The organism is Treponema peruense (assembly GCF_016117655.1).
GTDB lineage: Bacteria > Spirochaetota > Spirochaetia > Treponematales > Treponemataceae > Treponema_D > Treponema_D peruense.
Genome location: NZ_CP064936.1, coordinates 438,951 through 453,853 on the forward strand (window position 1 = coordinate 438,951; position 14,903 = coordinate 453,853).

Genomic DNA, 14,903 nt, shown 5'->3' on the forward strand with positions numbered 1-14,903 from the left:
AAACCGGTTTATTTACTTTTTTCAGGCTCAACTTTTCCTATTCTTTTGAATCTTATCGTATTGATTATACAGCGCACGGCTTCGTCACAGACAACGGCGGCGAATACACCTGCAATTCCCAGTTTAAGAACAAAGACCAGAAGTGACGCTATTGCAACAACAAAAACTGTTCCGAAAAGCTGGGTGAAAAGCATCCATTTTGTGTCGCCAAAGCCTCGTATTCCCGACCCGACAATTATGTTAAGTGACTTGGGGAACAAATCTATTCCGATTATGGTAATATAGACCAGAGCCATTGAAATTATTGAAGCATCTTTTGTGAACAGACCCATTATCGGCTTGGGGAAAAGAACATAAAGCGCCAGATTTGCAAAAGATACAATTATTGCCCATGCCATTACAGTGTGAACAATTTTGTGAAGCTGAACAAAATCTTTTTTTCCGGTCTCACGTCCTGTTAAAGTTAGCGTTGCATTTCCCAGCGAACCGAATATTGCAACCGGAATAACTTCTATTCCGAATACAATCGTGTAGACACCTGCAGCAACCGGGCTTATGAAATTGAGTATTCTTATCAAAAGAAGATTTCCTATATTCCATGCAAAATCTTCTGCTGCTGACGGGAACCCCATTTTTATTGCGTCAATAAAAGGCCTTAATTTGGCCGAACAAATCTGTGCAATTGACGGTCTGTGTTCGAGCCTTTTTGATTTTACTACGATTAAAATAAGTACTGTTCCGCCGGCAAATTCTGCAATTGTTGTCGCAAGAGCCGCTCCGGCAACACCCATCGCCGGAAAGCCGCAGTTCCCGAAAATAAGCAACCAGTCCAAAACCACGTTGAGCAGTGAACGGATTATTCCTGTAACAACCAGCGGTTTTGTATAGGAACATACCTGAAGCAAAGAATTGATTCCGGCACCTATTCCTGTTACAACAAAGACCGGGGAATAAATTACGGTGTACTGGACAGCATATACCATTACTTCAGGAGAGACGCCCATTGCTGTATAGACAAGTTTTGGACACAATGCCCAGAAAATAAACAATATAATAGAAAGAAAATTGTTGTATTTGAACAGCGACGCCATGAATTCGAGGGCTTTTGTATTGTCTTCCTTTCCGATTGCCTGGCTTGCAAGAATTGTTGTTCCGGTTGTAAGTGCAAAAATGGCAGAAATTGTAGTCCACATAGGTGCAGTTGCGTTTCCTACGGCACTCATGTAAATAACGTCCAGTTTGCCCAGAAAAATTCTGTCTATAAGCATCTGAACCTGTGAAATCAGGGAACTGAGTATTATTGGAAGTGCAATTTTTACGATTGTGAACCTGTAGTTTTCTGTTCCGTCTGAATTAAGTTTTGAAAAGTACATTCTATTTGTATAGCATGAGAATAATTATTGTGCAATATCCAGCAAAAATGCTATACTTTTGATATGACAGAATTATTAGCACCAGCAGGAAACATAGAGGCTCTCGATGCAGCAATAGGCGAGGGAGCAGACGCAGTTTATCTTGGACTCAAGAGTTTTAATGCCCGTTTGCGCTCTTCGAATTTCGCATGGAATCAGTTTGAGGGCGCAGTCCAAAGCGTGCATAAACTCGGAAAAAAAAATTTATGTAACGGTCAATACAGTCAGCGAAGAAAGCGAAACCGAACGTCTTTACCGTTTTCTTTCATATTTGAATAACGTTGGTCCTGACGGAATTATTGTCCAGGATTTTGGTGTCATAAGAATGTGTCAGGAGTTCTTCCCAAAACTTGAACTTCACGCTTCTACACAGATGAATGTAGAAAGTGCGGCCGCAGCGAATCTTCTGTGCCGTCAGGGTGTAAAGCGCGTTGTTGTGGCAAGAGAACTTGGTCTTGATGAAATAAAGTCCATTAAGGCAAATACAAATGCAGAACTCGAAATGTTCGTTCACGGTGCGCTTTGTGTAAGTGAAAGCGGCCTTTGTCTCTTTTCGAGTTACCTTGGCGGAAAGTCTGCAAACCGCGGTATGTGTACTCAGGCATGCCGGCGCTTTTACACAGCAGATAACGGAGGCAGTGAAGAACAGGGATATTACTTTTCTCCATGTGATCTGCAACTTATAGAACATGTACCCGATCTTATGCAGGCCGGTGTAGACAGTTTTAAGATAGAAGGCCGCATGAAAAGTGCCGAATATGTTGGTGCCGTTACTGCCGCCTACCGTTACGTGATGGACCACTGGGAAAATGACCGCAAGGGAGCCATTGCCGAAGGAAAACGCATACTCAGTACAGATTTTGCCCGTTCCAAAACAGATTACTGGTACGGCTTCAAAACTATTCCCGAAGGAATCGCAGATGCCGGAGCCAAAATACTTAATCCAAAGCAGGCCGGAGGAACAGGAATTTATCTTGGACGCATAAGTTCTGTAAGGTCTGCCAATGAGTCTGAACGCTCTGATTTTCTGGCGGCAACAAAGACTTCTGCAGAGTCAGATGCTTCTTCAGAAATACAGATGGCTGTAATTTCGGGTGGCGATTATGAACCCGATCCCGGAGACAGCATAAGGCTTCACAAAAGCGATGATACAGGCCGCGTAAGCCACAAAGTGCGCGTTGTTTCTGTGGATGAAAAAAACATCCGCTGGATAGATGTTCCAAAGGGATTTTCACGCGGTGACAGTGTATATCTTCTTCAGACAAAGGCAATGTCAAAAAGATACAAGCGTGTTCTTCCGCCTGATCTTTCACGCTTTCGCCGCCAGCCCGGTCCCGAAAGACTTCCTGTACTGGACCTTACTCCTTCAGAAAAGAATGAGCTGCGGTGGTTTCCAGAAGGAACATACGTGCAGGTTTCTACAACAGCAGATGCTTATGCTGCCCAGGGATTCAAACCGGTAAGAATCATCATCGAACTCAATTCAGAAACAGAATATGACTTTTTAAACAAGGACAAGAGTGACAAGCCGCTTCTTCCGTACAGCAAAAAAATGGTAATTATTTCGCTTGATCCTTTTATTGCAGAAGGAAGTATTGCACGCCTTTCTGAAACTCTGGACAAACTTGTGCAGAACGGTTACCAGACTTTTGTCGTAAACAATCTGGCTCATATAAATCTTCTTAAAACAAAGAAAGATGTTCATATGATAGCGGGACCTTATCTTTACACCTTTAACAGATGGGCCGTAAGTTTCCTTGAAAACCAGAACATTATGGCTTTGCAGACTCCTGTAGAAAATTCAGAAAAGAATCTTGATGCAACTTTTGAAAATATGTCTGAACGTTCAAGAGTTCTTCTGTCTGTGTTTGCATATCCGGCTCTGTTCAGAATGAGATTTTCTCTTCCTGCAGAATACGAGTTTACATACTTTAACGACAAAGAGAATATGAGTTTTAAAGTCCTGTCAACAAAAGACGGCTCTTATGTCATGCCTGAAGCTCCGTTCAGTATTATAGACAAAATTGACGCGCTCAAGAACAGGGGCTGGAAGCATCTTCTTCTTGATTTTTCAAGAACAAAGGTAGTTAAGGGGGACATCAGAAAACTCATGATGCTTATACAGAGTCATTCAGTAATACCCGGTTCTTCCCGCTTTAACTGGAAGGATGGTTTTTACGATCCCGAAAAGATAGAAGCTTACCAGGCAGCTGGTGCAAAAAATGCCGGAGCAAAAGGTGCCGTAAAAAAACACCGACCAAAATAAGCCGTTCAGCAGCTGACTTTTTCATAGGCGTGGTATTTTCCGGCCTTTAAAAATCCGGTAAGTTTGTACGCAGGTGTTTTGCAAAACATGTGTGCACTTACCGGATTTTTTGTTTAGAATTCTATTTCATCCTCGCTTTCATGCTGGGCAGCTTCTGCGGCTTCGGCAAGCATGGCCAGTTTCTGTTTTTTTGAAGGAGATGCCTTTTCTCTGTCTGCACTTCCGGGGCCACCTGCACTCTCTTCTGAACCGCTGTCATTTTTCTTAAAGAACGGTTTGAATTCTACATGCTCGGCAATAATCGAAATCTTACTGCGCGTCTTTCCTTCTTCGTTTTTCCAGGAGTCCTGCTTTAGTCTTCCTACGACGCGGATTCCCCTTCCTTTGGGGCACCATTTCTCGCAGGCATCTGCCAGCTGACCGAACGTTGAAATGTCAAAGAATGAAACTTCTTCTGCGCTCTGACCGTTCTGCGTTTTGTAGTAACGGTTAACCGCAATTGGGACGGTGCAGACTTTTATTCCGTTTTGGAATTCCTTTTTTTCGGGCTGTCTCACTACATTGCCTTCGATGATAATTTGGTTGAGTGCGTTCATTAATTTCCTCCGCATAGTTTTGTTCAGGTTAAATTTAAAAACCCTTCTGCTATTTATATATGCGCTGATTTTTCATTCAGACAAAAAAAATGCAAAAATTTTAAAAAAAGTTGAAATTCCTGAAAACCACTGTTCCGGATGAAAAACTCCTTTGAAAATTACCGTGTTTTTTACCCCGACATTTGTCTAGACTTTTATTTCTTCCTTGAATATAATGGAAGTATGGCAACAACTGCGAATATTCTTACACTTCTTAAATTTTATGCATCAAAGCAGAAAAGCCCTATTATAGAATACAGGGAATTCGGCGACTATCTTCACCGCTATGCACAGCACCATCTTGACGAAAATTCAGAGCTGGTTTCTTTTTGCGGTGCAAGCTATACGGACGCACTCGATGCCGAAATATCACAGCTTGTTTCTTCACGAAGCGTTGTTGTTGCACCTGTTTCAAACAAAGACTATATTTTTGTAATTTCGGTTTTTGTAGAAAAATTTGCAGAAACCTATAAGCAGATAGAAACGAACATTTCAATTCCTTTCCCGAGCATTACTGATATCCCGAAGAGTGTTCCGCTGGATATTGTAACAAGACAGCCTGCCGCAGATATAATTTACAGGCTTCTGGACAAAGAAGAACTTAACGACAAAACGCTGTATGCAATTGTTTTTTCAAAAAATATTCCGTCGCTTTTGTTCCCGTCTCTTACATGCATGGCAGAACTTGTAAACTGTGCTCTCAGAAAAATCCAGGATCTGCTTCATAAAGAAGAAACTCACGATTATTTTCTTAAAAAACTTTCAATTTCAAATCCGGGTAAGGAACTTTCAATCAAAAACTTTTTTGCCCAGTTTGTGTCAAATCCGCTTGCGGCTCTGGATGTTCTTAAAAATACCGGCGACACTTTCTATTACTGGAGCCAGCTCTGTTATTTCCTTAAGCAGGATTATACAAAGGTAAAGGATTTTACTCCCGAAGATATTACAATTCTTCAGTCTGTTGCCGTAATTGAAGTTGCAACTTCATATTACAAGACAAAAACGTCGGAACGCATACAGAAAGAGACGGCTTTTAAAACACTCGACAATCTTATGCTTAACCCGCCGTATTATTACAGCCTGGCCGATGTCCTTAAGATGAAAGACCAGAACGGTGTTCCGCTTTTGGGCCAGTACAGCGAAAAGGAACTCAAGGAACATCTTTACGCACTTACGCAGGAAACTGTAGGAAACCAGATGCCTGAACTTCTTGTCTTCAAGGTAAATGATGATGAAGGTTTCTATATAAAAAAAGAAAAGGTAATGCCTCTCATAATCAGGCTTGCAAATGATGCACGGCTTGTTGTACGCGAAAGCCTCGTAAAGCTCTGGTACAAGTATCTGCTCGATTACGAAACACTTCCCGAGATGAAGGAAGCTTCTGCCTTTGAGCGCTGTCTTGAACGCGAAGTACGTTCGGCAGATCCCATACTTTATGCTATATTGAATTCAACGTTTCTGCCGGTTGTTGCTTACGAAGACAAAACTCCGGGGCGCATTTCACTTTTCAGAAACGGCAATATTCTTCCTTACAGCGAACTTCTTATGATAAGCCGTCAGGAAATTCTTTCTGATGCAAAAATAAAACTGCCGTTCTGGTATTTCATTCCTGTCCTTTCGTGGATTCTGGGACTTATTTTCAGAAAGCCAAAGAATTCTTCGCAGCGCCAGTCTTCTTCTACTACAGCAACAGAAAAACTTAGGGCTGAACAAAAAGCCGCCGAGGCAGAAAAACTTAGAAAGCGCAATGAAGCAGACTCAATTGACCCCAAACTTTCAAGAAAACAGGAACTCAGAAAGTCAGCTGCCGAGATAGAAAAAAAACTTGTTCCTGAGTCAAGCACTTTGGACCGCGAACTCAAAGGTTACCTTCACGAGTGGAATGACAGGCTTGGCAAGCAGAATTACGATAATCTTACAGAAGATATAAATTCACTCATACGCGATTATTTAAGGAAGGTTCTGCGCTCACTCAAGACGGAATCTTTTTCTGCAGAGCGTGTTTCGAGTCTTGCACAGTCACTTGTAGATTCACCGTCAATGATCAAGATAAAGAATCACCCGGCTTTAAAGCGTTACACAGAACTTTATCTTGTCAAACTCGTAAAGAATATTCCGTAATGTTTAATTGCCGTTAAAAATTTTCTTTTGATTGTAAAAAACTTGATTTTTTGCTAAAATAATCCTGTCGCTTGTCAAGCATGACTATCTTTTTACTGGAGGCGCATATGGACGGTGGAAGTAGTAGTTCCGCTTATCATCAACGCGCGTATGTTTCTTACGCAGTGCGGGCCTCCGGTACAGTAGTTTAGTTTTTTCGGCACTGTTCCCCAGGCATAATTTTTTGGGTTTCCTGATTTACTGGAATCCCTTCAGTTTTTTGATTAAGGAAAAATTATGATCACATTTTGGCAGCAGGAAGAAGGAAAACTTGTCCGTAAGGATGACAACGAACTCGACACTTCAAAAAACACCTGGGTAGATGCACGTTCGGTTACAAGGGATGACATACGCACTCTTGAAGAACTTTACAAAATAGACCCCGAAAACATTCTTGATATTCTTGACCCCGACGAACTTTCCCGAATTGAACACAATGACGAAACGGGCTACACGCTTACGATTATTAGACTGCCGGTTTTTTCTCCTGCCGATGATGTCAGCTATTTTACGGCACCGCTGGGAATTATTACCTTTGACAAGTTTTTCATTACAATCTGTTGGACAGACTGCGAGGTTTTGAAGGATTTTGCCGCAAACCGCATTCGCGAACTTTCACTTAACGATTTTCCGGCTTTTACAATCAGGTTTATGGCGCGCGCAGATATTACATTCCTCAGGTACCTCAAGGAACTTAACCGCCGGTCAACTACGATTCAGAATGAAATGCTGCGTTCGGTACAGAATCATGAGCTTATTCAGCTTTTGAACATACAGAAGTCGCTGGTTTTCTTTACAACGTCCCTTAAAAGCAACCAGATGCTGCTTGAAAAACTTCGCAAGACAAAGATTATCAAACTTGATGAAGAAGACCAGGACTGGATTGATGACGTCGAAATAGATAACCGCCAGGCTCTTGAAATGGCCGACACTTACACAAACATTATGACAGGAATGAACGATGCCTTTGCGTCGGTTTTGTCAAACAACCTGAATATAGTTATGAAAACAATGACGGCCTGGAACCTTGTGCTTATGCTGCCTACTTTTGTTACCAGCTATTTTGGAATAAATGTTCCACTTCCGTGGGCAGAGTCAAAATGGGTTGGTGCTGTTGCCATAGCCGGAATGTGTGTTCTTACGGCAGCTATGGGATATGTTTTCTTTATGAAACGCAATCTTACTCCTTCTGCAGAAACAAGAAAGCACACATCCTTCAAAATAAGGCGTGCAGAACGTAAACAGAGAAGATACCTTAAACGCCAGGAAAAATTAGCGGAGCGTATGAAATGAAAAAAAGTATATTTGCAGGCCTTGCGATGGTTGCAGTAAATGCAGTTTTTGTTGCCGTGGCGTTTGGCCAGAAAAATACGGTTGGCATTCCTTCTGTGGTACAGGATTTCTTTAACGAAGTTGATTTTGTAGACTTTGGAACTTTCGGAACAGATGCTTCAGAACAGAAAAACGGCTTTGTTTCTTACGAGATCGGTTCGGGGTCGCAAACATATACGGCAAAAAGATATGTCTTTCCGTTCAGACTTAATCGTTATGAAACAACTTACCGTCTCTGGTATGAAGTAAGAATATGGGCCCAGCAGAACGGCTACAACTTTGCAAATCCCGGTCAGGAAGGTTCAGACGGAGCCCGCGGAAAAGCCCCTTCACAGGCAGGATGTTATGAACCTGTCACGATGGTTAGCTGGTACGATGTTATTGTCTGGTGCAATGCCTTCAGCGAAAAAAGCGGACTTTCACCGTGCTATACTTATGAAGGTTCTGTTCTTAAAGATTCCGCGGACAGTGCGGCGTGTGATCTTGCAGTTTGTGACTGGGAGGCAGACGGTTACAGACTTCCTTCAGAGGCTGAATGGGAATACGCTGCAAGAAAGACAGTGTCAGGTTTACAGAGCGGAAGCCTTGCCAGCGGACAGGTTGATTATTCCGGTAAAGACGATGCTTCAATTCCTGCAGGTGAAGTTGCCTGGTACTACGAAAACGCTTCTGAAACACGCCGTGTAGGAACAGCTGGTACTCCTTTCAAGGCAAGCGCGCCTCCTTCACCGGCAAGTGGCAACCCAAACGGAGCAGGCATTTTTGACATGAGCGGAAATGTTCTTGAATGGTGCTGGGACTGGCAGGAAGATTACAGTGAATGTCCCGAGAAAAAGCGTTACAACGGTCCCGAATACGGTGCAGAACGTGTAATGCGCGGCGGCAGCTGGAACATGTATACTTTGTTTATTGCCGCCGGCGACAGATATTCTTTTGACCCCAACGAATGTTACAGTTACTTTGGGTTCAGATTCTGCACTTCAAAATAGCAGGTCAACCCCTCTATAGTTTTGGAGGCTGCCTCAAATTACAGTGACTCAAGGGTGGCAGACTTTACACACCAGTTGTCGCCTGATTTTTCTGCTTCGAGCCATGCATATTTTCCTTCAGTAAGGGCGCCGGGATTAATTACCGTAGTGCTGCCGATTATATCAATTCCTGCGCTTTCATGAATGTGGCCGGTAATGACAGCAAGCGGTTTGTACTTTTCTATAAATTCCCTGAGCAGCTGGCTTCCTACATGAATTCCGCCGGGAATAGTGTCACACTTTGTATCTTTCGGCGGATTGTGCATTATTGCAATGAGATTGTTCCATTCCTGATCGCCCTGGTTTGTAATTATTGAAAAGTCAGAAACAAGATCTTCGTCGCTTCTTTCATTCGGTGTAGTTCCCGTAAATTTGCTTCCGCCGCCGCTTCCTGCAAATGCAAGTCCTGCGCTCATTACAAGACCGCCCTGAACCGAAACATCGCGTTTTTCTGTTTCAGAAATAAAGTCCGGATTGTCGCAGTTTCCAAGTACAGAAAAAATCTGTTCATGCTTTGCACACAATTTTTCGAGTGCAGGAAGTCCTGTTTCTTCGTGTTCAAATTTTGCAAAGTCACCGGCAAATAAAACTGCGTCTGCTTTTTTGAACAAATCGTCCATTTTGTCAAGAACTTCGAGGTTTCCGTGTAAGTCAGATATTACTAAAAATTTCATTTTTTTCTCCAATTAATTTTTGTGTTAAATTTTAAAGCGTTCCCAGAACTTCTGAAAGTTTTTTCATCTGTTCGGGTGTGCCGATTGTAATTCTTACAAAGTCTTCAATTCCCTTTGTGGCAAAATGGCGTATCAGAATTCCCGCTTTTTTTACAGTTTCATAAATTTCTTCACCGGAGTGGCCGTCTTTTTTTGCAAACACGAAATTTGTGCGGCTGTCAATTACAAACCATCCGTTTTTTCTTAGAAATGCCGAAAATTTGTCGCGTTCCTGAACGATGGCCGCTGCGTTTTTTGCATAATATGCTGCTGCCTTGCAGGAGGCTGTTCCGGCTGTCTGTGCAAGAAAATCTACAGGAAAATGGTTGAACGAATTCTTTACTGTAAAAATTGATTTTATAAGAGCGGGACTTGAGACAACATAACCGAGTCTCATTCCGGCAAACGAAAGGCTTTTGCTGAACGTGCGCACAATTACAAGATTGTCGAATTCTTTCAAAAGCGGAATGCAACTTTCTTTTCCAAAGTCTGCGTATGCTTCGTCTACAATAAAAATTCTGTCTTTGGGAGCACGTCGTATCATTGCGGCAACATCTTCGCGTTTTATTTCTATTCCGGTCGGGGCGTTGGGATTTGCAAAAATTGTACAGCTGTCTGTTTTGTTTGCTTCAGAAAGCATTTTTTCTGTGTCCAGTGTCCAGTCTTTGCGGAGTTTTATGGGATTCATCGGAATATTGTAGTAACCGCAGTAAACGGGATAAAAACTGTATGTGAATTCAGGCAGAACAAGCGGGCGGTCCGAGTCAAAGAATGTGTAGAAAACAAAACTCAAAACTTCATCGCTACCGTTACCGCAGAAAATCATGTCAGGCGTTACGCTGAATGGAATTTTATTTTCTTCGGAAGGGCTGCATTTGTTTCCCGAAACTTTTGCTGTATTAAGAACGCCGCCTGTTTCGTTAAGCATGTCTGCAATTGCTTTTCTGAGTTCGGTGGAATCGGGGTCGGGATAAAGTCCCAGCTTTTCTATTTTTTCTGTGACTGCAGTTTTTATTGCAGCGGCGACACTTTCATGCGGCGGGAATGGATTTTCATTTGCGTTGAGTTTTATATAGTCCCTGTCCTTGGGTTGTTCACCAGGAACATAAGGATGCAGATTTTCGAGTCTTTTTGCAAACATTATTACCTCTCAAAATTAGAAAGCATGCATTGCTAACTTTTTGATTCAATTCTATTGAATTAAGCATTTTTTTTCAAGAAAATTTACTTTTTTTTGCTTAATCTGAAAAACGCGGCATATATATATTTTAGAAAATCAAAAAAAAGGAAAGTGGAGAAAATGAATTATGTCCCGAAGTTTAGAGGAAGAACTTGTTTTTATGTGCAGTCAGAAAAGAAATGCACAGCCGTCGAACGCACACTTATGGCGTTGCTCTTCTGTGCCGCGTGTATCTTTGTCTGTATCTGGATTCCGTATCATGAGCAGTTGCTTGAAAAAAAAGCTGAACAACAGCTTGTTGAATTCAAAAATGCATTTGTACGGTACAGTGCAGACTGCGGGTCGTTTCCTACGTCACAGCAGGGAATCGAAGCTCTTTTCAGTAAACCCGTTCTGGATCCGGTTCCGCAGAATTGGAAGGGGCCGTACGCGGTAAACTTATCGCGCAATAATCCGTGGGGAAACAGAATTGTCTACAGAACTGTCTCTGAAGGCGCAGAAAAAGAATTTGTGGTCTTAAGTTACAGTGGTGACGGCAGCTGTCTGGAATTGTAGAACCGCAACGTCCGCGCGGGAAGACGCCCCTCGAGACAGATACTCCTTAACGAACGTATTTCATGAACAACTCAAATAGCGTTGTTCATGAAAACTTCAGTTGTTGCACAACTGTCTTATTTACGTGTGCGCTCACGCGCACTAATTGTACTCAATCGCAAGTTGATACTTGCTCAATCGTACAATTATATGGAAAGTTAAAATGCGCGAAGAAGGACGCAGAAATTGGAAATGACTTGATTTTTTGTCGTCGCAAAGCGACAAACGATAGTTTCCCAGCAAAAATCACGTCAAGGCCAATATTGGCCGGTTTACGATTTCGGCGGACGACTGGGAGCATTTTAACCTATGCTGCCACTTATCTAAACAAATTGCGTCTTACCACGCGGACCTTTTTGTAATTACGCTGTCTGTTAACGCAACGTCCGCGTAGGAAGACGCTGCTTTTAAAAAGATAATACTTAAGGAACGTATTTCAGGATAATTCAAATAGAGTTGTCCTGAAATACGTTCCTTACCGCAGTCCCGCTCCGTGATTCAAAGGACCACTGCCTTTGGCACAAAGTTTTCTAAAAGAAGGTTAAGTTCTCTTCACGAAGCTAATTTATATTTGACAAATCTAAAGATTACTAATAGAATATAATAAATTGTTTTATAGGAGATTTGCATGAAAAAGTTAGTCAGCTTTATTCTATTTAGTCTATGTTTTTTTGGTTGTAAAAACTTTGAGAATTTTGAAAATAATGAAATTAATATCACAGAAAATTCTATTGAAAAAGTTTATTACAAAAAAGATTCTACAAATGAATTTAAAGATTTTCTAAAACTTCCAGAAATACAAAAAAACAATTTTCGAAGTATAGAAAATGATAAACATTTAACGAATGAAGATTTGTTTTCTTTAATGTGGCAGGATTTGTCAGAAGAAGAAAAAACACAATTAATTGAAAATTCGGGTGAAGTATTTCTTCAAATTGAGTCAGGATTGGAAGTCCCCATAGAAAACGAAATTTCAAAAAGTGTGTTAAACGGGAATACCAATGAACTTGATTTTTTAGCAGCGAATTTCAGTTTTTCAGAACATTTAAAAGATTGGTTTGGAAATACAACAATTTCAATAAACTTATTACCAGAAGAATATTTTTCCAAAGTTGAAGATTATAAAGCATTGGAAAACATACTGTTGGCAAATGTTATTGAAAATCTCTCATATAATGAAAACTGGAATATAATAAAAAAAATATTGAATGAATTAGGTTCTGATATTTCTGTTTCAATGATTAAGAGAGAATATGAAAAAATCAAAGAACTTGATTTAGAGCAAAATCAATCTAACGCGTCAAGAGCAGCTTTAGTAACAGATTTTTATTTAACTTCATTGGCAAATAATTTCGGAGCTACTTTAAATGACGGAACAGTTTTATTGACAGCAGGAAAGAAAAAAGCATTTATCATTGCAGGAAATTGGACGCATGCAGGAATATTTTCCAGAGATGCTTATTTAAAAAACGGAGGAATAGATTCTGCTCATTGTGTATATACAGCACAGCCTGATGATGCAAAGAATGGTCCCTCAGATGTAATTCCTGACAGACCAGGTTATACATGTCTTGATACAATTTATATGTACACGAAACAAAAAAGAATGGCCGCAATTTTACCCAAAAATTATTCATTAGGAAAAGGTAAAGCAGCTGTAAATTATGCAAAAACTATTTTTTACGATGCGAAAGAAAAATATTGTATACCGGCATGGGAATTATTTTTGCCTGATTTTATGTCTTCTATGGATACCAGTCATAATGAGAAATCCGACTTTCCATATTGTTCAAAGGTTGCTTATACAGCATGGAAAAAAGCCGGAGAAGATATTGATGCAGAGACATTTGCAGGTTGTTTAGTTTCACCTGATGATTTGTATTCCAGTTCATTTGACAGATACAAAACTTTTACAATAGGTTTTCTATTCTGGTCCAAAACATGGAAATATAAAGTTTATTCGGCAACGTCAAATGTAGTAAAAGAGGCATCAAGATGAAAAGTCAAAAGTTCATATTTCTATTTATGGCGATTTTCTCATTTTCAGGTTGCATAATAAATGTAGATAACATACCGGATTCAGAAGTATTTAAAAGTTTTGAGCCGTTGGAATGGTCAGATGATTATGTTTTTTTACCGACGGATTTACCACAGCAGATTCAGGTATGGAATTCAAAAACAAAAAAACTTGTGTATACTTATGAATTGTTAAAAGAAATGAAGGTATATGGAAAAAGTTTTGAAAGAGCATTGTCAATAAACGATATGGTAGTTATTGATAAGGATATCTGGCTTTCAGGAACCGGTGTAAATAATAATTTATTGAAAATTAATGTGCCAACCGGGCAAGTTAAATATATAAATCAGAAAGATTATATATATTCAATGAGTATAAATAAAAGTTGGGAAAATTGCTCAGGTTGTTTATGGGGTATGAATTATTGTCAACCTAACGACGGTTTTTCTATTTGGCAATATGATTTAAATGGAAATTTTTTGAGTGAAAAGAAAATTAAATACAAGGGTTTATGTATTTCACCATTAAAACTTATAAACTATATTGATGATGGGTATTATATTTTAGGAAGTTTTGATTGGGGGATTAATAATTATCGTACAAATAAGGAAGAATATTTTAAAATAATAAAAATCAATGAAAATGTTGTAAATAGTTTTCCATTGAATATTATACTCACTGAAGAAGTATTAAATGACTTAAAATATAATTTTAATGATTTTTCTTGTTCTTTGACACCTTTTAAAACAAGCAATAATGAATATCTTGAATTGGGTCTTATTGGAGATACCAATGAAAATATATATTCAGCACGTTTTTTATTTAAAATAACAAACTGGACATCTTCAAATATTGAAGTCGAATATACAGGAATAAATTATCAGGATGAAGAAAGCCGTGCAATTTGTACAGTTTCAGAAAATGAAGAAAAGCTATTTTTAACAGGAAGAGTTTTGTACGGTAACAATTTTACAGGACTGGAAACCGGAGTTTATTCAAAAGCAACCGGAAAAGAACTGTACAGAATGAGAATGAAAAATTCAAATCAGCTTCATTGTGAAATTAAAGATGACAAAACATGGTTTCCTCAGGATGTAAATTTGCAGGACCAAAATTTAAAGAGGTATTCAATTCCAAAAGGCTGCTATATGCTGGATCATAAAACAGGAAAAACATACTGGTATGATGAAAATGGAAATGGAAAAGAAATTGAATGTATTTCAGGACAACTCAAATAGAGTTGTCCTGAAAACTTCAGTTGTTGCACAACTGCCTTTATTTATTTTAAGGAAAGTTAAAATGCGCGAAGGAGGACGGGGGAGCGCGAAATGATTTGATTTTTAGTTGTCGCGAAGCGACATACAATAGTTTCTACGCAAAAATCACGTCAAGGCCAATATTGGCCGGTTTACGATTTCGGCGGACGACTGGGAGCATTTTAACCTATCGCTGACACTTATCTAAATAAATTGTGTCTTACCACGCGGACCTTTTTGTAAGAGTTATAATCAAAAGTTGTGGATTGCCTGAGAAGGCATAGAAAAAGAGGTCTGTCTAAGGTATAGT

General features: G+C 40.0%; 10 protein-coding genes and 1 pseudogene. 7 read left to right on the top strand and 4 right to left on the bottom strand.

All coding sequences use genetic code 11. The annotated features are described in order from the left end of the window. Positions 1 to 8: 8 nt before the first annotated feature. Positions 9 to 1,373 carry an MATE family efflux transporter gene (locus IWA51_RS02225; protein ID WP_198442982.1) on the bottom strand — a complete coding sequence of 455 codons (1,365 nt, stop codon included), beginning with the start codon at positions 1,371 to 1,373 and terminating at the stop codon, positions 9 to 11. 63 nt (positions 1,374 to 1,436) lie between these two features. Here IWA51_RS02225 and IWA51_RS02230 point away from each other — a divergent pair. Then, positions 1,437 to 3,678 (top strand): annotated as a pseudogene (locus IWA51_RS02230) (peptidase U32 family protein). 113 nt (positions 3,679 to 3,791) lie between these two features. Here the strand turns inward: IWA51_RS02230 and IWA51_RS02235 are convergent. Then, the gene (locus IWA51_RS02235; protein WP_177527839.1) at positions 3,792 to 4,274 is read right to left on the bottom strand and encodes a single-stranded DNA-binding protein; all 483 of its coding nucleotides are present in this window, start codon (positions 4,272 to 4,274) and stop codon (positions 3,792 to 3,794) included. Positions 4,275 to 4,496: 222 nt separating this feature from the next. Between IWA51_RS02235 and IWA51_RS02240 the strand changes: the two genes are divergently transcribed. The 3 genes from IWA51_RS02240 (at position 4,497) to IWA51_RS02250 (ending at position 8,794) form a co-directional block, all read left to right on the top strand. Then, positions 4,497 to 6,434 (top strand): hypothetical protein, encoded by a 1,938-nt coding sequence (locus IWA51_RS02240; protein WP_198442983.1) that lies wholly within the window; start codon positions 4,497 to 4,499, stop codon positions 6,432 to 6,434. Between the two features lie 276 nt (positions 6,435 to 6,710). Beyond that, entirely contained in the window at positions 6,711 to 7,766 is a 1,056-nt protein-coding gene (locus IWA51_RS02245; RefSeq protein ID WP_198442984.1) for a magnesium transporter CorA family protein, read from the top strand. Further along, positions 7,763 to 8,794: a formylglycine-generating enzyme family protein gene (locus IWA51_RS02250; RefSeq protein WP_230402693.1), complete on the top strand. Its 1,032-nt coding sequence runs from the start codon at positions 7,763 to 7,765 to the stop codon at positions 8,792 to 8,794. Before IWA51_RS02245 ends, IWA51_RS02250 begins: the two co-directional genes overlap by 4 nt. A 38-nt stretch (positions 8,795 to 8,832) precedes the next feature. Here the strand turns inward: IWA51_RS02250 and IWA51_RS02255 are convergent, their stop codons facing one another. Together IWA51_RS02255 and hisC are read right to left on the bottom strand one after the other, a co-directional pair. Continuing rightward, the gene (locus IWA51_RS02255) at positions 8,833 to 9,507 is read right to left on the bottom strand and encodes a metallophosphoesterase (protein WP_198442985.1); all 675 of its coding nucleotides are present in this window, start codon (positions 9,505 to 9,507) and stop codon (positions 8,833 to 8,835) included. Positions 9,508 to 9,538: 31 nt separating this feature from the next. Further along, a complete protein-coding gene (gene hisC / locus IWA51_RS02260) occupies positions 9,539 to 10,687 on the bottom strand; it encodes a histidinol-phosphate transaminase (protein WP_198442986.1) in 1,149 nt (382 codons plus the stop codon). A gap of 201 nt (positions 10,688 to 10,888) precedes the next feature. Between hisC and IWA51_RS02265 the strand changes: the two genes are divergently transcribed. The 3 genes from IWA51_RS02265 to IWA51_RS02275 all read left to right on the top strand — a co-directional run bounded on the left by IWA51_RS02265 (position 10,889) and on the right by IWA51_RS02275 (position 14,575). After that, positions 10,889 to 11,281 carry a type II secretion system protein GspG gene (locus tag IWA51_RS02265; RefSeq protein WP_198442987.1) on the top strand — a complete coding sequence of 131 codons (393 nt, stop codon included), beginning with the start codon at positions 10,889 to 10,891 and terminating at the stop codon, positions 11,279 to 11,281. Between the two features lie 667 nt (positions 11,282 to 11,948). Further along, positions 11,949 to 13,319, top strand: a complete 1,371-nt coding sequence (locus IWA51_RS02270; protein ID WP_198442988.1) for a hypothetical protein — start codon at positions 11,949 to 11,951, stop codon at positions 13,317 to 13,319. Beyond that, positions 13,316 to 14,575 carry a hypothetical protein gene (locus tag IWA51_RS02275; RefSeq protein ID WP_198442989.1) on the top strand — a complete coding sequence of 420 codons (1,260 nt, stop codon included), beginning with the start codon at positions 13,316 to 13,318 and terminating at the stop codon, positions 14,573 to 14,575. Before IWA51_RS02270 ends, IWA51_RS02275 begins: the two co-directional genes overlap by 4 nt. Positions 14,576 to 14,903: the final 328 nt, after the last annotated feature.